Below are 16519 nucleotides of genomic sequence, written 5' to 3'. Positions count from 1 at the left end.
ATGACGCTCGCCCGCGAACTCCACAGGATCGGGCCGGCGGACAACGACCGCCTGTCTGCCGTCCGTGTCGCGCTCAGCGTCGCTGTCCCGGCTGTGGCCCTCATCCTCATCGGCCGCCCCGACCTCATGATGTACGCGGTATTCGGGGCGTTGACCGGCATGTACGGGCGCAACGAAACCCACCAGCTCAGGCTCAAGCACCAGGCGCAGGCAGCACTCGTCCTGGTGGGCGGCCTTGCGGTCGGCACGTTCCTCTCCGTCAACCACATCCATTCCTGGTGGCTGGTCCTGGCGGCTACCCTTTTCGCCGGGGCAGGCTCGTTGTACGCCGATGCCGTGCGCCTTAAGCCCATCGGACCGTTCTTCGGGATTCTGGCACTGGGAGCCTGCGCGTCGGTCCCCACCAGTGTTCCGCTCACGACGGCGGTACTCATCGGTGCAGCGTCTGCCGCCTTCTCGATCCTGGTCGGTTTTGCCGGCTGGGTCCGGCACAGGACGTGGGCTGCCCGTGCCGCCCGCGACGTGCCGGTATTCCGCGGCCAATTGCGCCAGTCTGCCATGGTCCACGCAACCCGCTACGTGCTTGCCGTCAGCGCCGCCGGCACCGCAGGGGTTTTGAGCGGCAGCGGGCACCCGCATTGGGCCATGGCCGCAGCGGCCGTGCCCTTGGCAGGAGCGGACCTCCCAAGCCGCGTCAACCGGGGCATCCACAGGATCGTGGGGACGTTCCTCGGCTTGGTGGTGGTCGCCGTCGTCCTTTTCCCTGGACCGATGTCACCGCTGCAGTACTTTCCGGACCACCAGGCACTGGTACTGGCCGTGGTGGTGGTTCTGTGCCAGTTCCCCACCGAACTGTTCATGGCCCGGCACTACGGCTGGGCCATGGTGTTCTTCACTCCGGTGGTGCTTCTGATCGCCCAACTGGCGGCCCCAGTGGACCCGGGGGTGCTGGTGTTGGAGCGTGCCGTTGAGACGTTCGTGGGGGCCGTGATCGGTATCGCCGTGGCGGTGGTGGTCCGGGCTCCCGGCAGACTGCCGGTGGCCTGAGCTTACTGCGAGCGGGTGTCGAACCCTGCTGCCGACTCACGCAGCAGCCGCGCCACGGTGTCCACGGGAGTACTGGTTGGCCTCCGCCGGTCGAAGCGCCGCAGCACGATCCGACGGGTGCCCAATCCAGGCACGTCCAGGACGTCCACTCCATCCTGCACAACACCGGTCAGGGCCAACGTTGGGATAATCGCGGCGCCCTCGCCGGCTGCCACCAACGCCAGGGCCGTCAACGTGTCCTGGTACTGGTGGACGATCTCTATTGGAGCGCCGGTCGAGTGGTGAAGCCTGCCAAGCACCGAGGCGTTGGCCGCCGAGGGCTGCACGCCCAGCCAGGGAAGCTGGAGCCGGCTGAGGTCGATATTGTCCGTGGACAGCACAGCGCCGGAGGGGACCACCAGTTTCCAAGGTTCATCCAGGAGCGGTTCCTCGATCATTCCGGCGCCGCGGGGCTGTTGCTCCACGGTGGTGGAGTCCAGTTCCACGACCACCGCATCCAGTTGCCGCTGGCGCAGCAGGCGCATGAGGGCCGGGAAGTCTTCCTCCACAATCCTGACCTGCAACTGGGGGTAATGGCTGCGCCATTCGGGCAGGCGCGGAATCACCACGGTGCGCATGAAACTCGTGAAGCCACCTACCCGCACAACGCCTGCGACCTTGGCGCCGCCCTCCATCCGGGAGCGTGCCATGTTGAGCGCCCGCTCGATCTCCTCCCCCGCTTCAGCCATCGCAAGGCCGGCAGGTGTGAGCACCGACCCCTTGGGGGTCCTGAGAACAAGGTCATGGCCGGTCTCGTTCTCAAGTTTGCTGAGCTGCTGCGACACTGCGGAGGGCGTGATTCCCAGCTCATCAGCCGCCGCCAGGATGCCGCCTGTGCGGGCCACGGCAAGGAGAACTAGCAACCGCCGGGGGTCCATTTCCATGTTAAGCAACACTAAATGGCACCTTCAGGCGAATGCAATTGATCTAAAGCGAAAACGGCTCAATAATTTACTGAAAGCTCCGTTCTGGAGCCGGACAAAACCACACTTGCGCCTTACCCCTGCCTTGCCATGGGGAGCGCCGGACTTGTGAAAGGACACCCTGTGGAACTGCTGTGGGAAATCACCGGCTGGGCCGGCGCCGCTGCGATGCTTAGCGCCTACATGGCTGTGTCCATGGGGTGGTTGAAAGCCGGCAAGACCTTCCAGACGGTCAACCTTTTTGGCTCCTGCGCCTTCATCATCAACGGCACGCTGCATGGGGCCTGGCCTTCCGTGGCTACCAACGTGGCCTGGTTCGCCATCTCGGCCATTGCGCTCCTTAGGATGCGCGCTGGCCAGCAACCACCGGTAGTCACGGCTGAAACCGGTCCCATTCCCATCCTGACGGTCCCGGATGCAGGCGAGCCATCACTGGCATTGGACCACCGCGGGCAGATCGCAGCCCACGATCAGCTGGCATCCCCCAGGGGCCGCCGCGGCGGCCCGGCGCTGAGCTTTGCCGGCAGGATGCGCGCAAAGAAGCTGACCACCTTGTAGCGCCGGGTCGGGATGGACACTGCCTTGCCCTTGGCATTGTCTTCCAGTCCTTCCCGCACCACCCGCTCAGCGGTCAGCCACAGGAAGCGCGGCGCCACGGACTTGTCCATGCCCATGCGGTCGTGGAACTCAGTGTGCGTGAAGCCGGGGCACACGGCGGTGACCTGGACGCCGGACTTCCCGTAGACAGTGTTGGCCCACCTGCTGAACGTCACCTGCCAGGCTTTGGCCGCCGAGTACGTTCCGCGGTTGGCGAAGGCCGCAACGCTGGCGACGTTAATGATCCTTCCCTTGCCGCGGGCGAGCATGACCTCCAGCGCGGCATGACACAGTTCCATGGGGGTCTGGACGTGGAGCCTCAAGTGGCGGCGTTCCTCCTCCAGCTCGTTGTCCTCGAAGGACTTCAGGAGCCCGATTCCGGCATTGTTGACCAGCACGTCAACGGGACTCCCCGGGTCGCGGAGCCGGTCGGCCACTGCTGAAACCCCGACGTCGGTGGTCAGGTCCGCGGGCAGGACCTCCGCCGAGATACTGAAGTCGCGTTCTAATTCCCCGGCTTTGGCCTTGAGCCGCTCCTCATCGCGGGCCACCAGGACAAGGTGGTGTCCCGCTTCAGCGAGCTGGCGCGCGAATTCCGCACCGAGCCCGGCCGTGGCTCCTGTGACCAAGGCAGTCAGTTCGTTGGCTCGAGTGATCATGGGCCCAGACTAGCCCCCACGGCCGGCCCGCACCCTATCTCCCCTCCCTTCCCGGCCGAGATGGCATTTGATCACAATGTCTGCGACCACGATTGTCATCAATTGCCATCTCGGCGGGGGTCCTAGGCGAACTTCGCCAGGGGGTTGGCCAGCCGGCCAGCCATTTGGAGACCGCCGGAGGGGTCCGAGATGTCCAGCATCTGCTGGTTGTTGCGCAACTGCAGCCTGTTGAGGCACGACAACTCGAAATCCGGCGCGAAGAGGTCGTGCATGGCGAACTGGTCGGCGAGCTCCGGGTGGCGTTGCTGGTACTCCCGAAGCACGGCCGCCGCAGTCCCCCAGAACTCGTCCTCGCGGAGCGTTCCGTCCTCTGCCAGGATGGCCGCCAGGAAGCGGAAAATGCAGTCGAAGACATCCGTGAAGATAGCCAGGACCATCTCCTCCGCGGGGATTTCCGCCTTGATGCGGGAAACCTCCTCCGGAAGCTCCAACCTGTCCCCCATCACGACGATTTCCTCGGCAAGGTCCTTCATGATGGCCCGGACCGGCACGCCGTCCTCCAGGATCAGGATGACGTTTTCACCGTGGGGCATGAACGCGAGCTCGTACTCGTACAGGCAGTGGACCAGCGGCACCAAATAGGCCTCCAAGTAGCGTCGCAGCCATTCGGTGGGCGCCAGGCCGGAACGCTTGATGAGCGCGGAAACCACGGATTCACCGGACGGGTCAACATGCAGCAGGGACGCCATGGTTGCCAACTGCTGGCCGTCCCCGAGCAGGGGCAGCGGACTTTCCCTCCACAGGGCAGAGAGCATTTTCCGGTAGGGGGAACCCTTGGCGGAAGCGGCCTCGTAGTAGTGGTTGTGGTAGCCGATCGCGGCGCTTTCCTTGATCATGGCCAGGCCCCGGTCCTGGAGCTCCTGGTCATTGTCGATCAGCTCCTGCAGCCAGTCGTTGATGGCCGGCGTAGCCTTCATGTATTGCGGCGAAAGCCCACGCATGAAGCCCATGTTGATCACCGACATCGCCGTCTTGACGTACGCCTTCTCCGGTGAGGTGGTGTTGAAGAACGTACGGATGGACTGCTGTGCCTGGTAGTCGTCCCCGCCGGCACCAAGGTGCACAATGTGCCGCTGGGCAATCTCCGCAGCGAAAGTCACGGTCAGCTTGTTGTCCCACTGCCACGGGTGGACCGGCATGAGGAGGTAGTCCTCGGGATCCAGCCCGGAAGCGGACAACTCCGCGTTGAACCACGCAAGAGTTGCCGGACCAAGTTCAGCTTCGAAGTGCGTCCGGTAGTCCAGGCCGGCACTGGATGTGAACACGGCCTTCGAGCGGTGCACCGCGATCCACTGAAGCTTCACCGTTGCTCCGGTCTCCGGAGCAAACGCGTGATAGTCGGCAATCCCGAAGCCCAGGCGCCCGTTATTGGCCACGAAGCAGGGGTGGCCCTCCGTCATGCTGTGCTCGATCGCCTGGAAGTCCGCAGCCCGGTCAGCTCCGCCGGTGACCCCGGCGGCCAATTCGGCCGAGCCGAAAGGCTTGCCCTGCTTGTAGGCGTGGCCCGCCAACGTGCTGCTGATTTCTTCCAGGTACACGGGAAGCATATCCATCCTGATGCCCAGGGCCTCGTGGAATTCGGCGATGAGCTCCAGTGCATCCAGCGGCAGCTCTCTACCGTCGCGGAACCGGGCAATGGACTCCGGAAGCACGGACCAGTGCTCAAGTTCCAGGACCTTGGCCCGGAAGCGGTACTCAACGGCGTCGTCGTCGCTCACCACCTTGTAGAGGCCGACGCCCTCGCCCTCGTCGCGGATCAGGTCGGGAACCAGGATCCGCTCGTGCGAAAACTCTGCAATCGCCTTGCGGACCAGATGCCGGTTGGCTACGGCCCAGCGTTCCGGAGTCAGGTGGGAAACCGGGTCTGCTGCCTGCGGGGCAATGGCTTCAACAGTGCTGGTCATTGGTCTACTCCTCCGGTCGCCCCGGCAGGTGCGGCCAGGATCGGGGTCAGGGTTGCAAGGAAGTCCTCGCGGGTGCAGAAGCATAGCAGCCCCTGTTTGTGCTCTTCGGAAGGGTCGACGGCGGGAAGGGTCACCACGCCGTGCGGGCGGAAGCCCACCTTTTCATTGAGTGCGTGGATCTTGTGGTTGCGGGCGTCAGGCTCGACGACGACCCGGCGGGTTGAGGGGTCAGCGAAGAGTTCCGCCATCACGGCCCGCATCACGGCAGTGGTGTACCCGGGCTGCGGGTCGCCGTCCGGCGGGGACACGAGCAGGTGCATGCCGATATCCCCAGGCTGGACCTCATAGACGTCCGCAAGGGGCGACGCTTCAGGAAGGTACCGCTCCATCAGAAAGGAGGGAACGCCGTCGTCGAGTCCCAGGAACGCCTGGTGGTGACCGGTGGCGGCAACCTTCTTGTACTCCTCCACAACATCCTGCTCGACACAGCCCACCATGCCCCAAAAACGTGCATACTCTTGGCTGACCCAGCTGTGGAGGACGGGTGCATCTTTCACAGGATCAACCGCGCGGAACGTGAAACTCATACTGCTGCCACCGCTTCTTCCGGGGCCTCCACAGCAACCGGCGCGGGGGCACCAAACTGCTGGAAGGCGATGCTGCGTTCCACCGGGTAGACCTCGCGCCCCGTGATTTCACGCAGGATGACGGAGTTCCGGTAGGCAGCCATGCCCAGGTCCGGCGTGACGAATCCATGGGTGTGCAGCTCAGCGTTCTGTACGAAGATCTCGCCGGGTTCGACGCCGGTCCCATAGTTACGCTCCACATCGAAGCGGCCCTTGTGGTCACGGCGGATGCGGTCCTTGATACCGGACAGGAAGGCCGGTTCCTTGTAGGAGTACCCGGTAGCCAGCACCACCGCTTCGGACTCCAGCGTGTAGTCGCGGCCGTGCTCCTCGTGCCGCAACTGCAAGGTATGCGTCCCGGTCGCAGGATTCCACGCAGCGGCGGTCAGGGACGAGTGCGTGTGCAGCTGGGTATCCACCATGCCGGAGAGGCTCTTGGTGTAGAGGAGGTCGTAGATGTCGTCGATCAGGTCTGAGTTGATGCCCTTGTACAGGTTCTTCTGGCTCTTGATCAGGGAGTCCCGCTGATCGCCCGGAAGCGAGTGGAAGTAATCCACGTACTCCGGCGACGTCATTTCGAGCGTGAGCTTGGTGTACTCGAGTGGGAAAAAACGGCCGGAGCGGGTCACCCAGTTGAGCTGGTAGCCATAGACGTCGATTTCCGAAAGGAGTTCGTAGTACAGCTCGGCGGCGCTCTGGCCGCTGCCCACGATCGTGATGCTGCGCTTGGACTGCAGCTCAGTCTTCCTCGACAGGTACTCGGCGTTGTGGAGGACCAGTCCCCCGCCGTCCACTATGCCTGCACAGGACACCGGAATGTACGGTGAGGTTCCCGTCCCCAGAACAAGCCGGCGGGCGCGAAGCACCTCAGCGCCTTCAGGACCCTGCACCGCAAGCCGGTACACGCCGTCGTCGTAGCTCACATCCAGCACATCCGTGCTAAATCGGACCGATTCCAGCTGCCCGGCAACCCACTGGCAGTACTGGTTGTACTCGGCACGCAGCGGGTAGAAGTTCTCACGGATATAGAAGCGGTACAGCCGTCCTGTCTGCTTTAGGAAGTTCAGGAACGAGTACGGCGACGTCGGGTCGGCCAGGGTCACCAGGTCCGCCATGAACGGCACCTGCAGGTGGGCCGGTTCAAGCATCATGCCCGGGTGCCAGTCGAAGGACTCACGGCGTTCCAGGAACACGCAGTCCAGGTTCTCCACCGGCTCGCTCAGCGCGGCAAGGCCAAGGTTGAAAGGTCCGACGCCGATACCGGCGACGTCGTAAATCCTGCTGTTGTCCGGGGTGCTCACGCGGCGGCCTCCGTGGTGTTTGCGAGCAGGCTGGCGCCCGTGCGGCGGATGAGTTCGATGATTTCCTGAATGTCCCTCAGGGAGGCCTCGGCGTTGAGGAGGGTGAATTTGAGGTAATGGCGACCAGCGACCTTGGTACCGGCCACAACTGCTTCGCCGGAGGCAAAGACAGCCGCCCGGATGGCGGGGTTGAGGGAATCGGCGGCGTCCTCGTCAATGCGGACTCCGTTGATTTCCGGTCGGTAGCGGAAGACAAGGGTGCTCAGTTGGGGAGCGGCAGCGAGTTCGAATTCGGCGTCGTCCGCCAACAGGGTCCCAACGCGGCCGGCAAGGTCGATCGCCTCGTCGAACAGCGCACCAATGGCGTCGGCGCCCATGATGCGCAGGGTGAGCCACAGCTTCAAGGCGTCAAAGCGGCGCGTAGTCTGGATGCTCTTGTCCACCTGATTGGGGATTTCGGCCTTGGCGGCGCTCTCCGGGTTAAGGTAATCGGCGTAGTAGGTGACGTGGCGCAGCATGGCACCGTTGCGGACCAGGACTGCACTGGAGCTGACGGGCTGGAAGAACGTCTTGTGGAAGTCGACCGTGACCGAGTCCGCCAGGTGAATACCGTCCAGGAGGTGGCGGTAGCGGCCGGAGACCAGCAGCCCTCCTCCATACGCAGCATCCACGTGCAGCCAGGAATCGTAGGCACGCACCAGGGCCGAGAGCTCGGCGAGCGGGTCCACCGACCCAAAGTCGGTGGTCCCGGCGGTGGCCACGACCGCCATAGGCACCAGCCCGGCGTCGTGCGCTTCCGCCAAAGCAGCCGCGAGGGCGGCGGGGTCCATGCGGTGGTCTTCCGCGGTGGGGACTGCGATCACAGCGTCGAAACCGAGACCCAGCATGGAGGCAGACTTCTGGATGCTGAAGTGGCTGTCCACTGAGGTGAAGATGCGGAGCCGATCCAGCAGGTGCGGGAGGCGGGCTTCGGGCTGGTCGGCGCGGAGGTTGGCAACGGCGTGGTTCCGGGCAATCAGCAGCGCCTGGAAGTTCGACTGGCTGCCGCCGGACGTGAAGACGCCGTCAGCCTCGGCGGAGAAGCCAATGCGTTCCGCGGTCCAATCGATAAGGCGGCGTTCGATCATGGTGGCACCTGCACTCTGGTCCCAGGTATCCATGGACGAGTTCACCGCTGACAGCACGGCCTCACCCACCAGGGCGGGGATGACCACGGGGCAGTTCAGGTGGGCGGCGTAGCGGGAGTCGTGGAAGTAGATGGCGTCCTTGAGGTACAGCTCATCCAGTTCCTCCAGGGCAGCAGCCGTGTCCGGCAGCGGCCGGCCCAGGTCCACGGCACCCACTTTCGCCTTAAGTTCGGAATGCGCGACGCCGGTAAATGGCTGGGTGGTCCGCTGGACTTTGGTGGAGACGGCGTTGACTCCCTGAAGGACCTGCGCCACGTAGCTGGGCGAATTTCGCGCGTTGAAGAGCTGGTTGGTGGCAGCAAGTGCCAACTCCACTTTGGAGCCGAAGTCCTGCTCCTGGGCTATCTGCTCTTCGACACTGGGTGACGTCACGACAGCTTCCTTCCGTTGCGTTGGGGTCGCTAGTTAGCAAAGGCAAGCCTTACTTAGGATTGCCTTTCCGTCAAACTTTCGTGACCTAATTCGCTCAGAAGGCGGTTTCTCGCTGTTCTACTTGCCGGTAGCGCGTCATTGACTTTCCAGGATCCGGTTTTAGGTGCAAAATATCCCCTCCCTTCGCAAGCCCGAACGCCGCCGTCGCTGCTGTTCCCACGGCAGGTCATGTGGGTTCCCGGAGGACCACTATCGGGGTAGGGTCAGTGCCACAGGCCATAACGGTGGGGGGAGTCCATGACTGACCATACGCACGAGCGGCTCGGTTTCCGCGAAATCGATGACCAGGGCAAGGCGGTGCGTGCAGTGAGCCCCCATGCACCGGATCCTCTCGATGCTCCGAAGAAGCGCTTGTCCGTGAACCCGTTCATCGTGGCGCTGTGGGCGCTCGATGGCGCGATGCTTTACTTCAGCGTCTGGGCCTTCACCGAGACCTTGCGCCCCATGGTTTCCGCTCCCTCTTCGGACGGAATGCCCATGAACTTCGTGGTCCTCTCGATGCTCCCCTACCTCGTGCCGGCGTCTCTGCTGATCACCGGCGCGTTGCTGTTCTGGCACGCGTTTCAGTGGCAACGTCGGCACGGCCCACAGGGCCAGTCAGGGAGTTGATGAATGCAGCAAAGTGGCCGGCCAGGGATGCCCTGGCCGGCCACTTTTCTGTGTGCCGCTTGCGCCCTGCCGCCCGGACCCCGCTGCTGGAGTCCCGACTTTCCGGCCGCCTACTGGAGCACAGCCGCTCCCAGCACACACTTGGCCTCGGTCCCCTTTTGGGGGACTTCGGCGGTGATGGCCCAATCAAGGGCTTTTCCTGCCTGCGGGTCTTTGAAAGTCTGCTCGCCGCGGGCCAGCACCGATGACGATTGGGGATCAACCCAGCTCACCGAGATCTTCACGGTTCCCTTGGTACCCTCAGGCGGGGTGACGGTACCCTTGGCGGCAACCTTTCCCGCTGCGGTATCACACGAGGTCATCTTGGTGGCCTCGATGATGCCGGTTCCAGGGTTGGCCGCTTTCGCCTCGCCCGTCGTCGCGGCCTGGGTGGTGGTGGACGAGGGCGATGAGCCCGCCCCGTTCCCTGAACAGCCCGCGAGGGCTGCTGCGGCAACCAGCACGCCGGCAACGCACGTGACTGACTTCTTCATGGGTTTACTACCTGACTCTTGGGTAACTGGGATGTGGAACGTGCGCGGCAACCGGCTTGGGGTCCGATTGCCGCGCACTTTTGCCCTACGCTTCAGAACGCTTGCGGCGTCCCATGAGCAGCAGGAACAGGCCCGCACCAACCACCAGGAGGGCAATCGGCAGCACGGTGAGGACAACTCCCGTGTTTGCCAAGGAGCCGCCCGGCTGGCCCGGATCAACCGGCGGGAAGGTCACGACTGCGCTTGCAGGCGGCGTGGTGACCTGGGGTCCCGTCGGAGGTGTACCCGTCGCGGTCGCATTGTTGGCGACCTTGCCGGCGTTGATGTCGGCCTGGGTGATGGCGTACGTTGCCGTGGCAGTCACCGACTGGCCCGGCAGCAACTCGCCGGGGGTACCCGGCCAGGTGTAATCCAGGGCAGACAGGCCGGGCATTTCATCCACGATGGCCACGTCAGTCAGCGTGACATTGCCCGTGTTCGTGGCCGTGAAGTTGTAGGTGACAATGTCGCCTACCTTCGCGGGATCACCAACGGCGGAGGCATCCGCAGTCTTGGAGAACTGCAGGGCTGCATCCGGCGACAGCGGGGTGTCCGTACCGGCAGGAGGCGGGGTGACCGCCGGGCCGCTGGGAGGAGTACCCGTAGTGGTCGCCAGGTTCTCCACGTGACCGGCGTCGAGGTCCGCCTGCGTGACGGCATACTCCGCCGTCGCCGTGACGGTCTGGCCCGGCAGCAACTCACCGGGGGTACCCGGCCAGGTGTAGACCAGGTCCGAGAGGCCAGCCATGGGGTCATCGATGGACACCTTGGTCAGCTTCACGTTGCCGGTGTTTTTGGCCGTGAACTGGTACTCAATCTTGTCCCCCACCTTGGACGGTCCCGAGTTTGCCTGAACCACTGCCTGCTTGCTGAATTCCATCGCAGGAGTCGGGGTCAACGGGGTGTCCGTGGTGCCCGGAGGAGGCGTTACAGCAGGACCAGTGGGCGGATTGCCCGTTGCCGTAGCCGAGTTGACCACGTGCCCGGCGTCGATATCAGCCTGCGTTACCGCATACTTTGCCGTAGCAGTTACGGTCTCCCCCGGCTGCAACTCGCCGGGCGTACCGGGCCAGCTGTAGTTGAGGGCGGACAGGCCTGCCAGGGGGTCGTTGATCGACACGTTGGTCAGCTTCACGTTGCCGGTGTTCTTCGCCGTGAAGGTGTAGGTGATGACATCAGCAACCTTCGTGGGGTCCTGAAGAGCACTCGAGTCGGCCGACTTGGTGAACTCCATCGCCGGAGCCGGGGTCAACGGGGTGTCCGTGGTTCCCGGAGGAGGCGTCACCGGAGTGCCGGTGGGAGGAGTACCGGTGGACGTTGCCACGTTGGTGACATGGCCGGCGTCGATATCAGCCTGGGTGATCGCGTACGTTGCCGTAGCCGTCACGGACTCGCCCGGCAACAACTCGCCAGGGGTTCCCGGCCAGGTGTACGCGAGCTCCGACAACCCCGCGAGCGGATCGTTGATGCTGACACCGGTCAACTTCACATTGCCCGTGTTCTTTGCCGTCATCGTGTACGTGATCACGTCCCCCGCCGTGGCCGGGTCCTGCACGGCCGAAGCGTCCGCGGACTTGGTGAACTCCATGGCCGGTGCCGGGGTCAACGGGGTATCCGTGGTTCCCGGAGGCGGCGTCACAGCCGGACCCGACGGCGGAGTGCCGGTGGTGGTCGCCGCGTTGGCGACATGGCCGGCGTCGATATCAGCCTGGGTGATCGCGTACGTTGCCGTAGCGGTCACTGTCTGACCCGGCAGCAGTTCACCGGGCGTGCCCGGCCACGTGTAGTCCAGGGCGGACAGGCCCGCCAGCGGGTCCGTGATGGATACGTTGGTCAACTTCACGTTGCCGGTGTTCCTGGCAGTGAAGGTGTAGGTGATGACATCATCCACTTGCGCAGGGCTCTGCACAGCGGAGTCGTCTGCCGTCTTGGTGAACTGCATCGCCGGAGCCGGGGTCAGCGGGGTATCCGTGGTTCCCGGAGGCGGCGTCACAGCAGGACCCGACGGCGGAGTGCCCGTCGTCGTGGCGGTATTCACCACGTGACCTGCATCGATATCCGCTTGGGTGATCGCATACGTTGCCGTAGCGGTCACGGTCTCACCCGGGAGCAGCTCACCCGGCGCACCCGGCCACGTGTACGTGAGCGCGGACAGACCGGCCAGCGGGTCCGTGATGGACACGTTGGTCAACTTCACGTTGCCGGTGTTCTTGGCGGTGAAGGTGTAGGTCAGCAGGTCGCCTATGACAGCAGGATCCTGGATAGCGGAAGCGTCCGAAGACTTGCTGAACTCCATGGCCGGTGCCGGGGTCAACGGGGTATCCGTGGTTCCCGGAGGCGGCGTCACAGCCGGACCCGACGGCGGCGTACCAGTGGTGGTCGCCGTGTTGGCGACATGACCGGCGTCGATATCGGCCTGGGTGACCGCATACGTTGCCGAAGCGGTCACTGTCTGGCCCGGAAGGAGGATTCCTTCTACGCCGGGCCAGGAGTAGACCAGCGGCGACAGCCCCGCGAGCGGGTCATTGATGACCACATCCGTGAGCGTGACGTTGCCGGTGTTCTTGGCCGTGAAGGCGTAGTTGATGCGGTCGCCCACCACGCTCGGGTCCTGCACGCCGGAAGCGTCGGCCGACTTGGTGAACTCCATGGCCGGTGCCGGGGTCAACGGGGTATCCGTGGTTCCCGGAGGCGGCGTCACTGCCGGACCCGACGGCGGCGTACCAGTGGTGGTGGCCGTGTTGGCCACGTGACCGGCGTCGATATCGGCCTGGGTGACCGCATACGTTGCCGTAGCCGTCACCGACTGGCCAGGCTCCAGCTCGCCGGGAGCACCTGGCCAGGTGTACGTGAGCGCCGACAGGCCCGCCAGCGGATCGTTGATTACAACGCCCGTCAACTTCACGTTGCCGGTGTTCCTGGCCTCGAACGAGTAGGTGATGATGTCCCCCACCCGGGCGGGGTCCTGAACAGCCGACGCATCAGCGGACTTGGTGAACTCCAACCCAGGGCCGGGAGTCAGCGGCGTATCCGTGCCGGCCGGAGGCGGCGTCACAGCAGGACCCGACGGCGGAGTGCCGGTCGTGGTTGCCGTGTTGACCACATGGCCTGCTTCTATATCCGCCTGGGTGATCGCATACGTTGCCGTAGCGGTCACCGTTTGGCCCGGCAGCAACTCGCCGGCAGTGCCCGGCCAGGTGTACGTGAGCGCAGACAACCCCGCGAGCGGGTCATTGATGCTCACACCGGTCAACTTCACGTTGCCCGTGTTTTTCGCCGTGAAGGTGTAAGTGATCTGGTCACCCACAACAGCAGGGTTCTGGATGGCGCTCTTGTCAGCTGACTTGCGGAACTCCATGGCCGGTGCCGGGGTCAACGGGGTATCCGTGGTTCCCGGAGGAGGCGTCACCGGAGTACCGGTGGGAGGAACACCCGTTGCGGTGGCGCTGTTGGCGACATGGCCGGCGTCGATATCCGCTTGGGTGACCGCGTACGTTGCCGTAGCTGTCACCGTCTGGCCCGGCAGCAACTCGCCGGCAGTGCCCGGCCAGCTGTACGTGAGCGCAGACAGGCCCGCGAGCGGATCGTTGATGCTCACACCGGTCAGCTTCACGTTGCCCGTGTTCTTCGCCGTGAAGGTGTAGGTGATCTGGTCACCGACCTGCGACGGGTCCTGGACAGCTGACGCGTCAGCGGACTTGGTGAACTCCAGGGCAGGGCCGGGAGTCAGCGGCGTATCCGTGCCGGCCGGAGGCGGCGTCACAGCAGGACCCGACGGCGGAGTGCCCGTGGTGGTCGCCGTGTTTGCCACGTGACCGGCGTCGAGGTCAGCCTGCGTGAGCGCATACGTTGCCGTAGCCGTCACCGACTGGCCCGGCAGCAGTTCGCCGGCAGCGCCCGGCCAGGTGTACGCCAGTGCCGACAGGCCAGGCAGCGGATCGTTGATCACAACGCCCGTCAGCTTGACGTTGCCCGTGTTCTTCGCCTCGAACGAGTAGGTGATGACATCCCCCACCTGTGCCGGGCTCTGAACGGCCGTTGCGTCCGCCGTTTTGGTCAGCGAGAGGTCGGCACCGGGTGTCAACGGCGTGTCCGTGCTGGCCGGCGGAGGCGTCACGGCAGGACCCGTGGGCGGCGTGCCCGTGGTGGTCGCCGTGTTGGCCACATGACCGGCGTCGATGTCAGCCTGCGTGAGCGCGTACGTTGCCGTAGCCGTCATCGACTGGCCCGGCAGCAGTTCGCCGGGGGCACCAGGCCACGTATACGTCAGGGCGGAAAGTCCGGCCAGCGGATCATTGATCACAACGCCCGTCAGCTTGACGTTGCCCGTGTTCTTTGCCTCGAACGTGTAGGTGATGATGTCCCCCACCTGCGACGGGTTCTGGATTGCCGAAGCATCCGCCGCCTTGGTCAGGGTGAGGGCAGGACCAGGAACCAACGGAGTGTCAGTGGTTCCGGGAGGAGGGGTAACCGGTGGGCCGGTGGGAGGATTACCCGAGACCGTTGCCGAGTTGGCAACGTGTCCGGCATCGATGTCAGCCTGGGTGATGGCATAGGTGGCCATCGCGGTCACTGTTTCACCCGGAAGCAGGGTTCCGGGCGTGTCCGGCCACGTGTAGCTCAGAGCGGACAGACCGGCCAGGGGATCGTTGATGACGACGCCAGTGAGGACCGTATTGCCGGTGTTCTTTGCAGTGAACGTGTAGGTGATCACGTCACCTGCCTGCGACGGTGACTGGAGGTCCGAGGTATCAGCTGACTTGGTGAACTCCAGGGCAGGTGCAGGAACGGCAGTGTTGGTCAGGACACAGTTGATATCCGCGCCGGCCACCGGCACCAGGGCCAGGGAGCCTTCGAATGCAGCGCCGGACGGCAGCCCCTGCTGGAGACCGTTGGCATCAGTGCAAGTGATGGCTTGATCGTACCCGGAAACGTTGGAGCCGGACTCAGTCAGGTAATAGGTGCTGCCGGCGTCCGCAACGTAGGTGCCAGTGACACCCGTTCCGGCGGTGACAGCTGAGCCGGTTCCCGAGGTGGTGGAGTTGGCCGTGCTGTTGACCACTGCACCGGTCGCGGAACCCGAACGGATTTCCATGGTGAACTGGTCGCCATCGGTCAGGCGGGGAGCATCCAGTGCCTTGGAGAGGACCAGGCGCGGAGCCTTGACCACCAAGGTGGCGTCGGCAGGCGGGTTCAGGTTGGTCTCGATGTTCGCAGGACCGTTGACGTAGGAACCCTCGGTGTCCGAGGTGACATCAACGGTAATGGTGCAGGACTCTTCGCCCTTGGCCAAGTCGCCGCCGGTCACGGAGATGACGTTGCCGCCGGCCACCGCGGTGGTGGTCAATGGGGCACCGGCGGACTGAACGCACGTGCCGCCGATATTCGGTGCTGCGGCAACTACCAGGCCGGCCGGAAGGGTGTCCGTGATGGACCAGTCGTTCTTGGCGTTGAGCTCGCTGGTGTTCGTGACGGTCAGCGTCAGCGTGGAAGCCTGGCCCGGACCGATCAACGTCGGAGAAAACGACTTGTCCAACTGCGGGGTGACGTCCACCAAACGCACATTGTCAAAGGCGCCGTCGTTGCCATTGGACCGGCCATTGTTGTTCCACATTTCAAGACCCAGCGATCCGCCCGTGGACTGGAAGGCTTCGTTGGTGAGCATCGAATTGATGTTCACGGTCTTGGTGATCGTGCCGAAGGAACCACCGACATCGCTGGTGACATTCTGCTGGTATGCCTGGACATTCGGATCGGACGACGCCTGGCAGCCGTTGAGCGGGTCACCTATGGGCGTGACCGTGCCGTCGGCGTCGATCCTGGCAAACTGGTAGGACGGATCAGACGTGCCGCCGAAGCAGTTCATGTACGCCGTGTCAACGCCGAAGGTGTAGTAGTGGCCGGCGGTAGTGGCCAACGGGTTGGCCGTCTTGAACATCACGCCGTCCGTAGGACCCGCAGGAAGAGTGGCGCAGAAGCCCCCGGCGGTGTTGGTGGACAGGCATTCGGTGAAGGAGCTCGTCACATGGTTGGTGCTGGGCGAACCGGGCGTGAACTGCTGGCCCATGGCCTGCGCGAGCATCCGCAGGTGCTGGTAGCTGCGGCGGGTATCGACGTCGGCGCAGCGGTTCTCCGTACCCGATCCGGCTGCGCCGGACACTGCCCAGGGGGGTGTCTCGGAGTTGTCATAGCTGAGGATGACGCCGTTGCAGCGGATACCGTTGATCCAGTTGATCGAACCGGTGTAGGTCTGCCCGGTTGCACCCACGTAGGTGGTGGATCCGGGCGCGGAGTACGACTGCGCACCCAACGGGGTGTTGTCGGTACCGTTCTCGAAATCTTCGGTGAAGACAACGGTGCCGGGCTGGGTAACACCCGGCGTGCCCGGCACCGTGGCCAAGGCCGGCGGCGCCAAGGCGCCACCAGCCCCCAGGGACAGGATCGCTGCAGCGAGTACGCCCGCCAACAGCTTTCGTGGACGTGAATGTTTCATGGACTCTCTTGTTTTCTCTAGGTCACGCCGAAGCCAGGTCAGAGGTGACCGGCCCGGCTCGGCTACTCGC

11 protein-coding genes are annotated in these 16519 nt (G+C 64.4%); 3 read left to right on the top strand and 8 right to left on the bottom strand.

Annotated elements, in window-relative coordinates; all coding sequences use genetic code 11:
• A complete protein-coding gene (locus tag ACUYMZ_RS02615; protein ID WP_481605798.1) occupies positions 1–1047 on the top strand; it encodes an FUSC family protein in 1047 nt (348 codons plus the stop codon).
• 2 nt (positions 1048–1049) lie between these two features.
• Here the strand turns inward: ACUYMZ_RS02615 and ACUYMZ_RS02610 are convergent, their stop codons facing one another.
• Positions 1050–1970, bottom strand: coding sequence for a LysR family transcriptional regulator (locus tag ACUYMZ_RS02610; RefSeq protein ID WP_426005432.1), 921 nt, complete (start codon positions 1968–1970; stop codon positions 1050–1052).
• Between the two features lie 162 nt (positions 1971–2132).
• On the opposite strand from ACUYMZ_RS02610, the gene ACUYMZ_RS02605 reads away from it, so the two are divergent.
• The gene (locus tag ACUYMZ_RS02605) at positions 2133–2567 is read left to right on the top strand and encodes a CBU_0592 family membrane protein (protein WP_481605796.1); all 435 of its coding nucleotides are present in this window, start codon (positions 2133–2135) and stop codon (positions 2565–2567) included.
• On the opposite strand, the gene ACUYMZ_RS02600 is transcribed toward ACUYMZ_RS02605, so the two are convergent.
• The 5 genes from ACUYMZ_RS02600 to ACUYMZ_RS02580 form a co-directional block, all read right to left on the bottom strand.
• The gene (locus tag ACUYMZ_RS02600) at positions 2480–3265 is read right to left on the bottom strand and encodes an SDR family NAD(P)-dependent oxidoreductase (protein WP_442424528.1); all 786 of its coding nucleotides are present in this window, start codon (positions 3263–3265) and stop codon (positions 2480–2482) included. The genes ACUYMZ_RS02605 and ACUYMZ_RS02600 overlap by 88 nt on opposite strands.
• Before the next feature lie 122 nt (positions 3266–3387).
• Positions 3388–5229 carry an IucA/IucC family protein gene (locus ACUYMZ_RS02595; protein ID WP_481602004.1) on the bottom strand — a complete coding sequence of 614 codons (1842 nt, stop codon included), beginning with the start codon at positions 5227–5229 and terminating at the stop codon, positions 3388–3390.
• Positions 5226–5816 carry a GNAT family N-acetyltransferase gene (locus ACUYMZ_RS02590; protein WP_481602003.1) on the bottom strand — a complete coding sequence of 197 codons (591 nt, stop codon included), beginning with the start codon at positions 5814–5816 and terminating at the stop codon, positions 5226–5228. Before ACUYMZ_RS02590 ends, ACUYMZ_RS02595 begins: the two co-directional genes overlap by 4 nt.
• Complete coding sequence (locus tag ACUYMZ_RS02585) at positions 5813–7156, bottom strand: lysine N(6)-hydroxylase/L-ornithine N(5)-oxygenase family protein (protein ID WP_481602002.1); 1344 nt, start codon at positions 7154–7156, stop codon at positions 5813–5815. Before ACUYMZ_RS02585 ends, ACUYMZ_RS02590 begins: the two co-directional genes overlap by 4 nt.
• Positions 7153–8715, bottom strand: coding sequence for a pyridoxal phosphate-dependent decarboxylase family protein (locus ACUYMZ_RS02580; RefSeq protein ID WP_481602001.1), 1563 nt, complete (start codon positions 8713–8715; stop codon positions 7153–7155). Before ACUYMZ_RS02580 ends, ACUYMZ_RS02585 begins: the two co-directional genes overlap by 4 nt.
• A gap of 297 nt (positions 8716–9012) precedes the next feature.
• On the opposite strand from ACUYMZ_RS02580, the gene ACUYMZ_RS02575 reads away from it, so the two are divergent.
• Positions 9013–9384: a hypothetical protein gene (locus ACUYMZ_RS02575; protein ID WP_442424524.1), complete on the top strand. Its 372-nt coding sequence runs from the start codon at positions 9013–9015 to the stop codon at positions 9382–9384.
• Positions 9385–9494: 110 nt separating this feature from the next.
• Here the strand turns inward: ACUYMZ_RS02575 and ACUYMZ_RS02570 are convergent, their stop codons facing one another.
• Together ACUYMZ_RS02570 and ACUYMZ_RS02565 are read right to left on the bottom strand one after the other, a co-directional pair.
• Positions 9495–9917 carry a hypothetical protein gene (locus ACUYMZ_RS02570; RefSeq protein WP_481602000.1) on the bottom strand — a complete coding sequence of 141 codons (423 nt, stop codon included), beginning with the start codon at positions 9915–9917 and terminating at the stop codon, positions 9495–9497.
• Between the two features lie 85 nt (positions 9918–10002).
• Positions 10003–16449 carry a DUF7507 domain-containing protein gene (locus tag ACUYMZ_RS02565; RefSeq protein WP_481601999.1) on the bottom strand — a complete coding sequence of 2149 codons (6447 nt, stop codon included), beginning with the start codon at positions 16447–16449 and terminating at the stop codon, positions 10003–10005.
• Positions 16450–16519 lie beyond the last annotated feature (70 nt).

The sequence above is a fragment of the Arthrobacter sp. T572 genome (genome assembly GCF_056780115.1).
The sequence above is the reverse complement of the archived record's forward strand: the minus strand, read 5'-3'. Positions and strand labels throughout refer to the sequence as shown.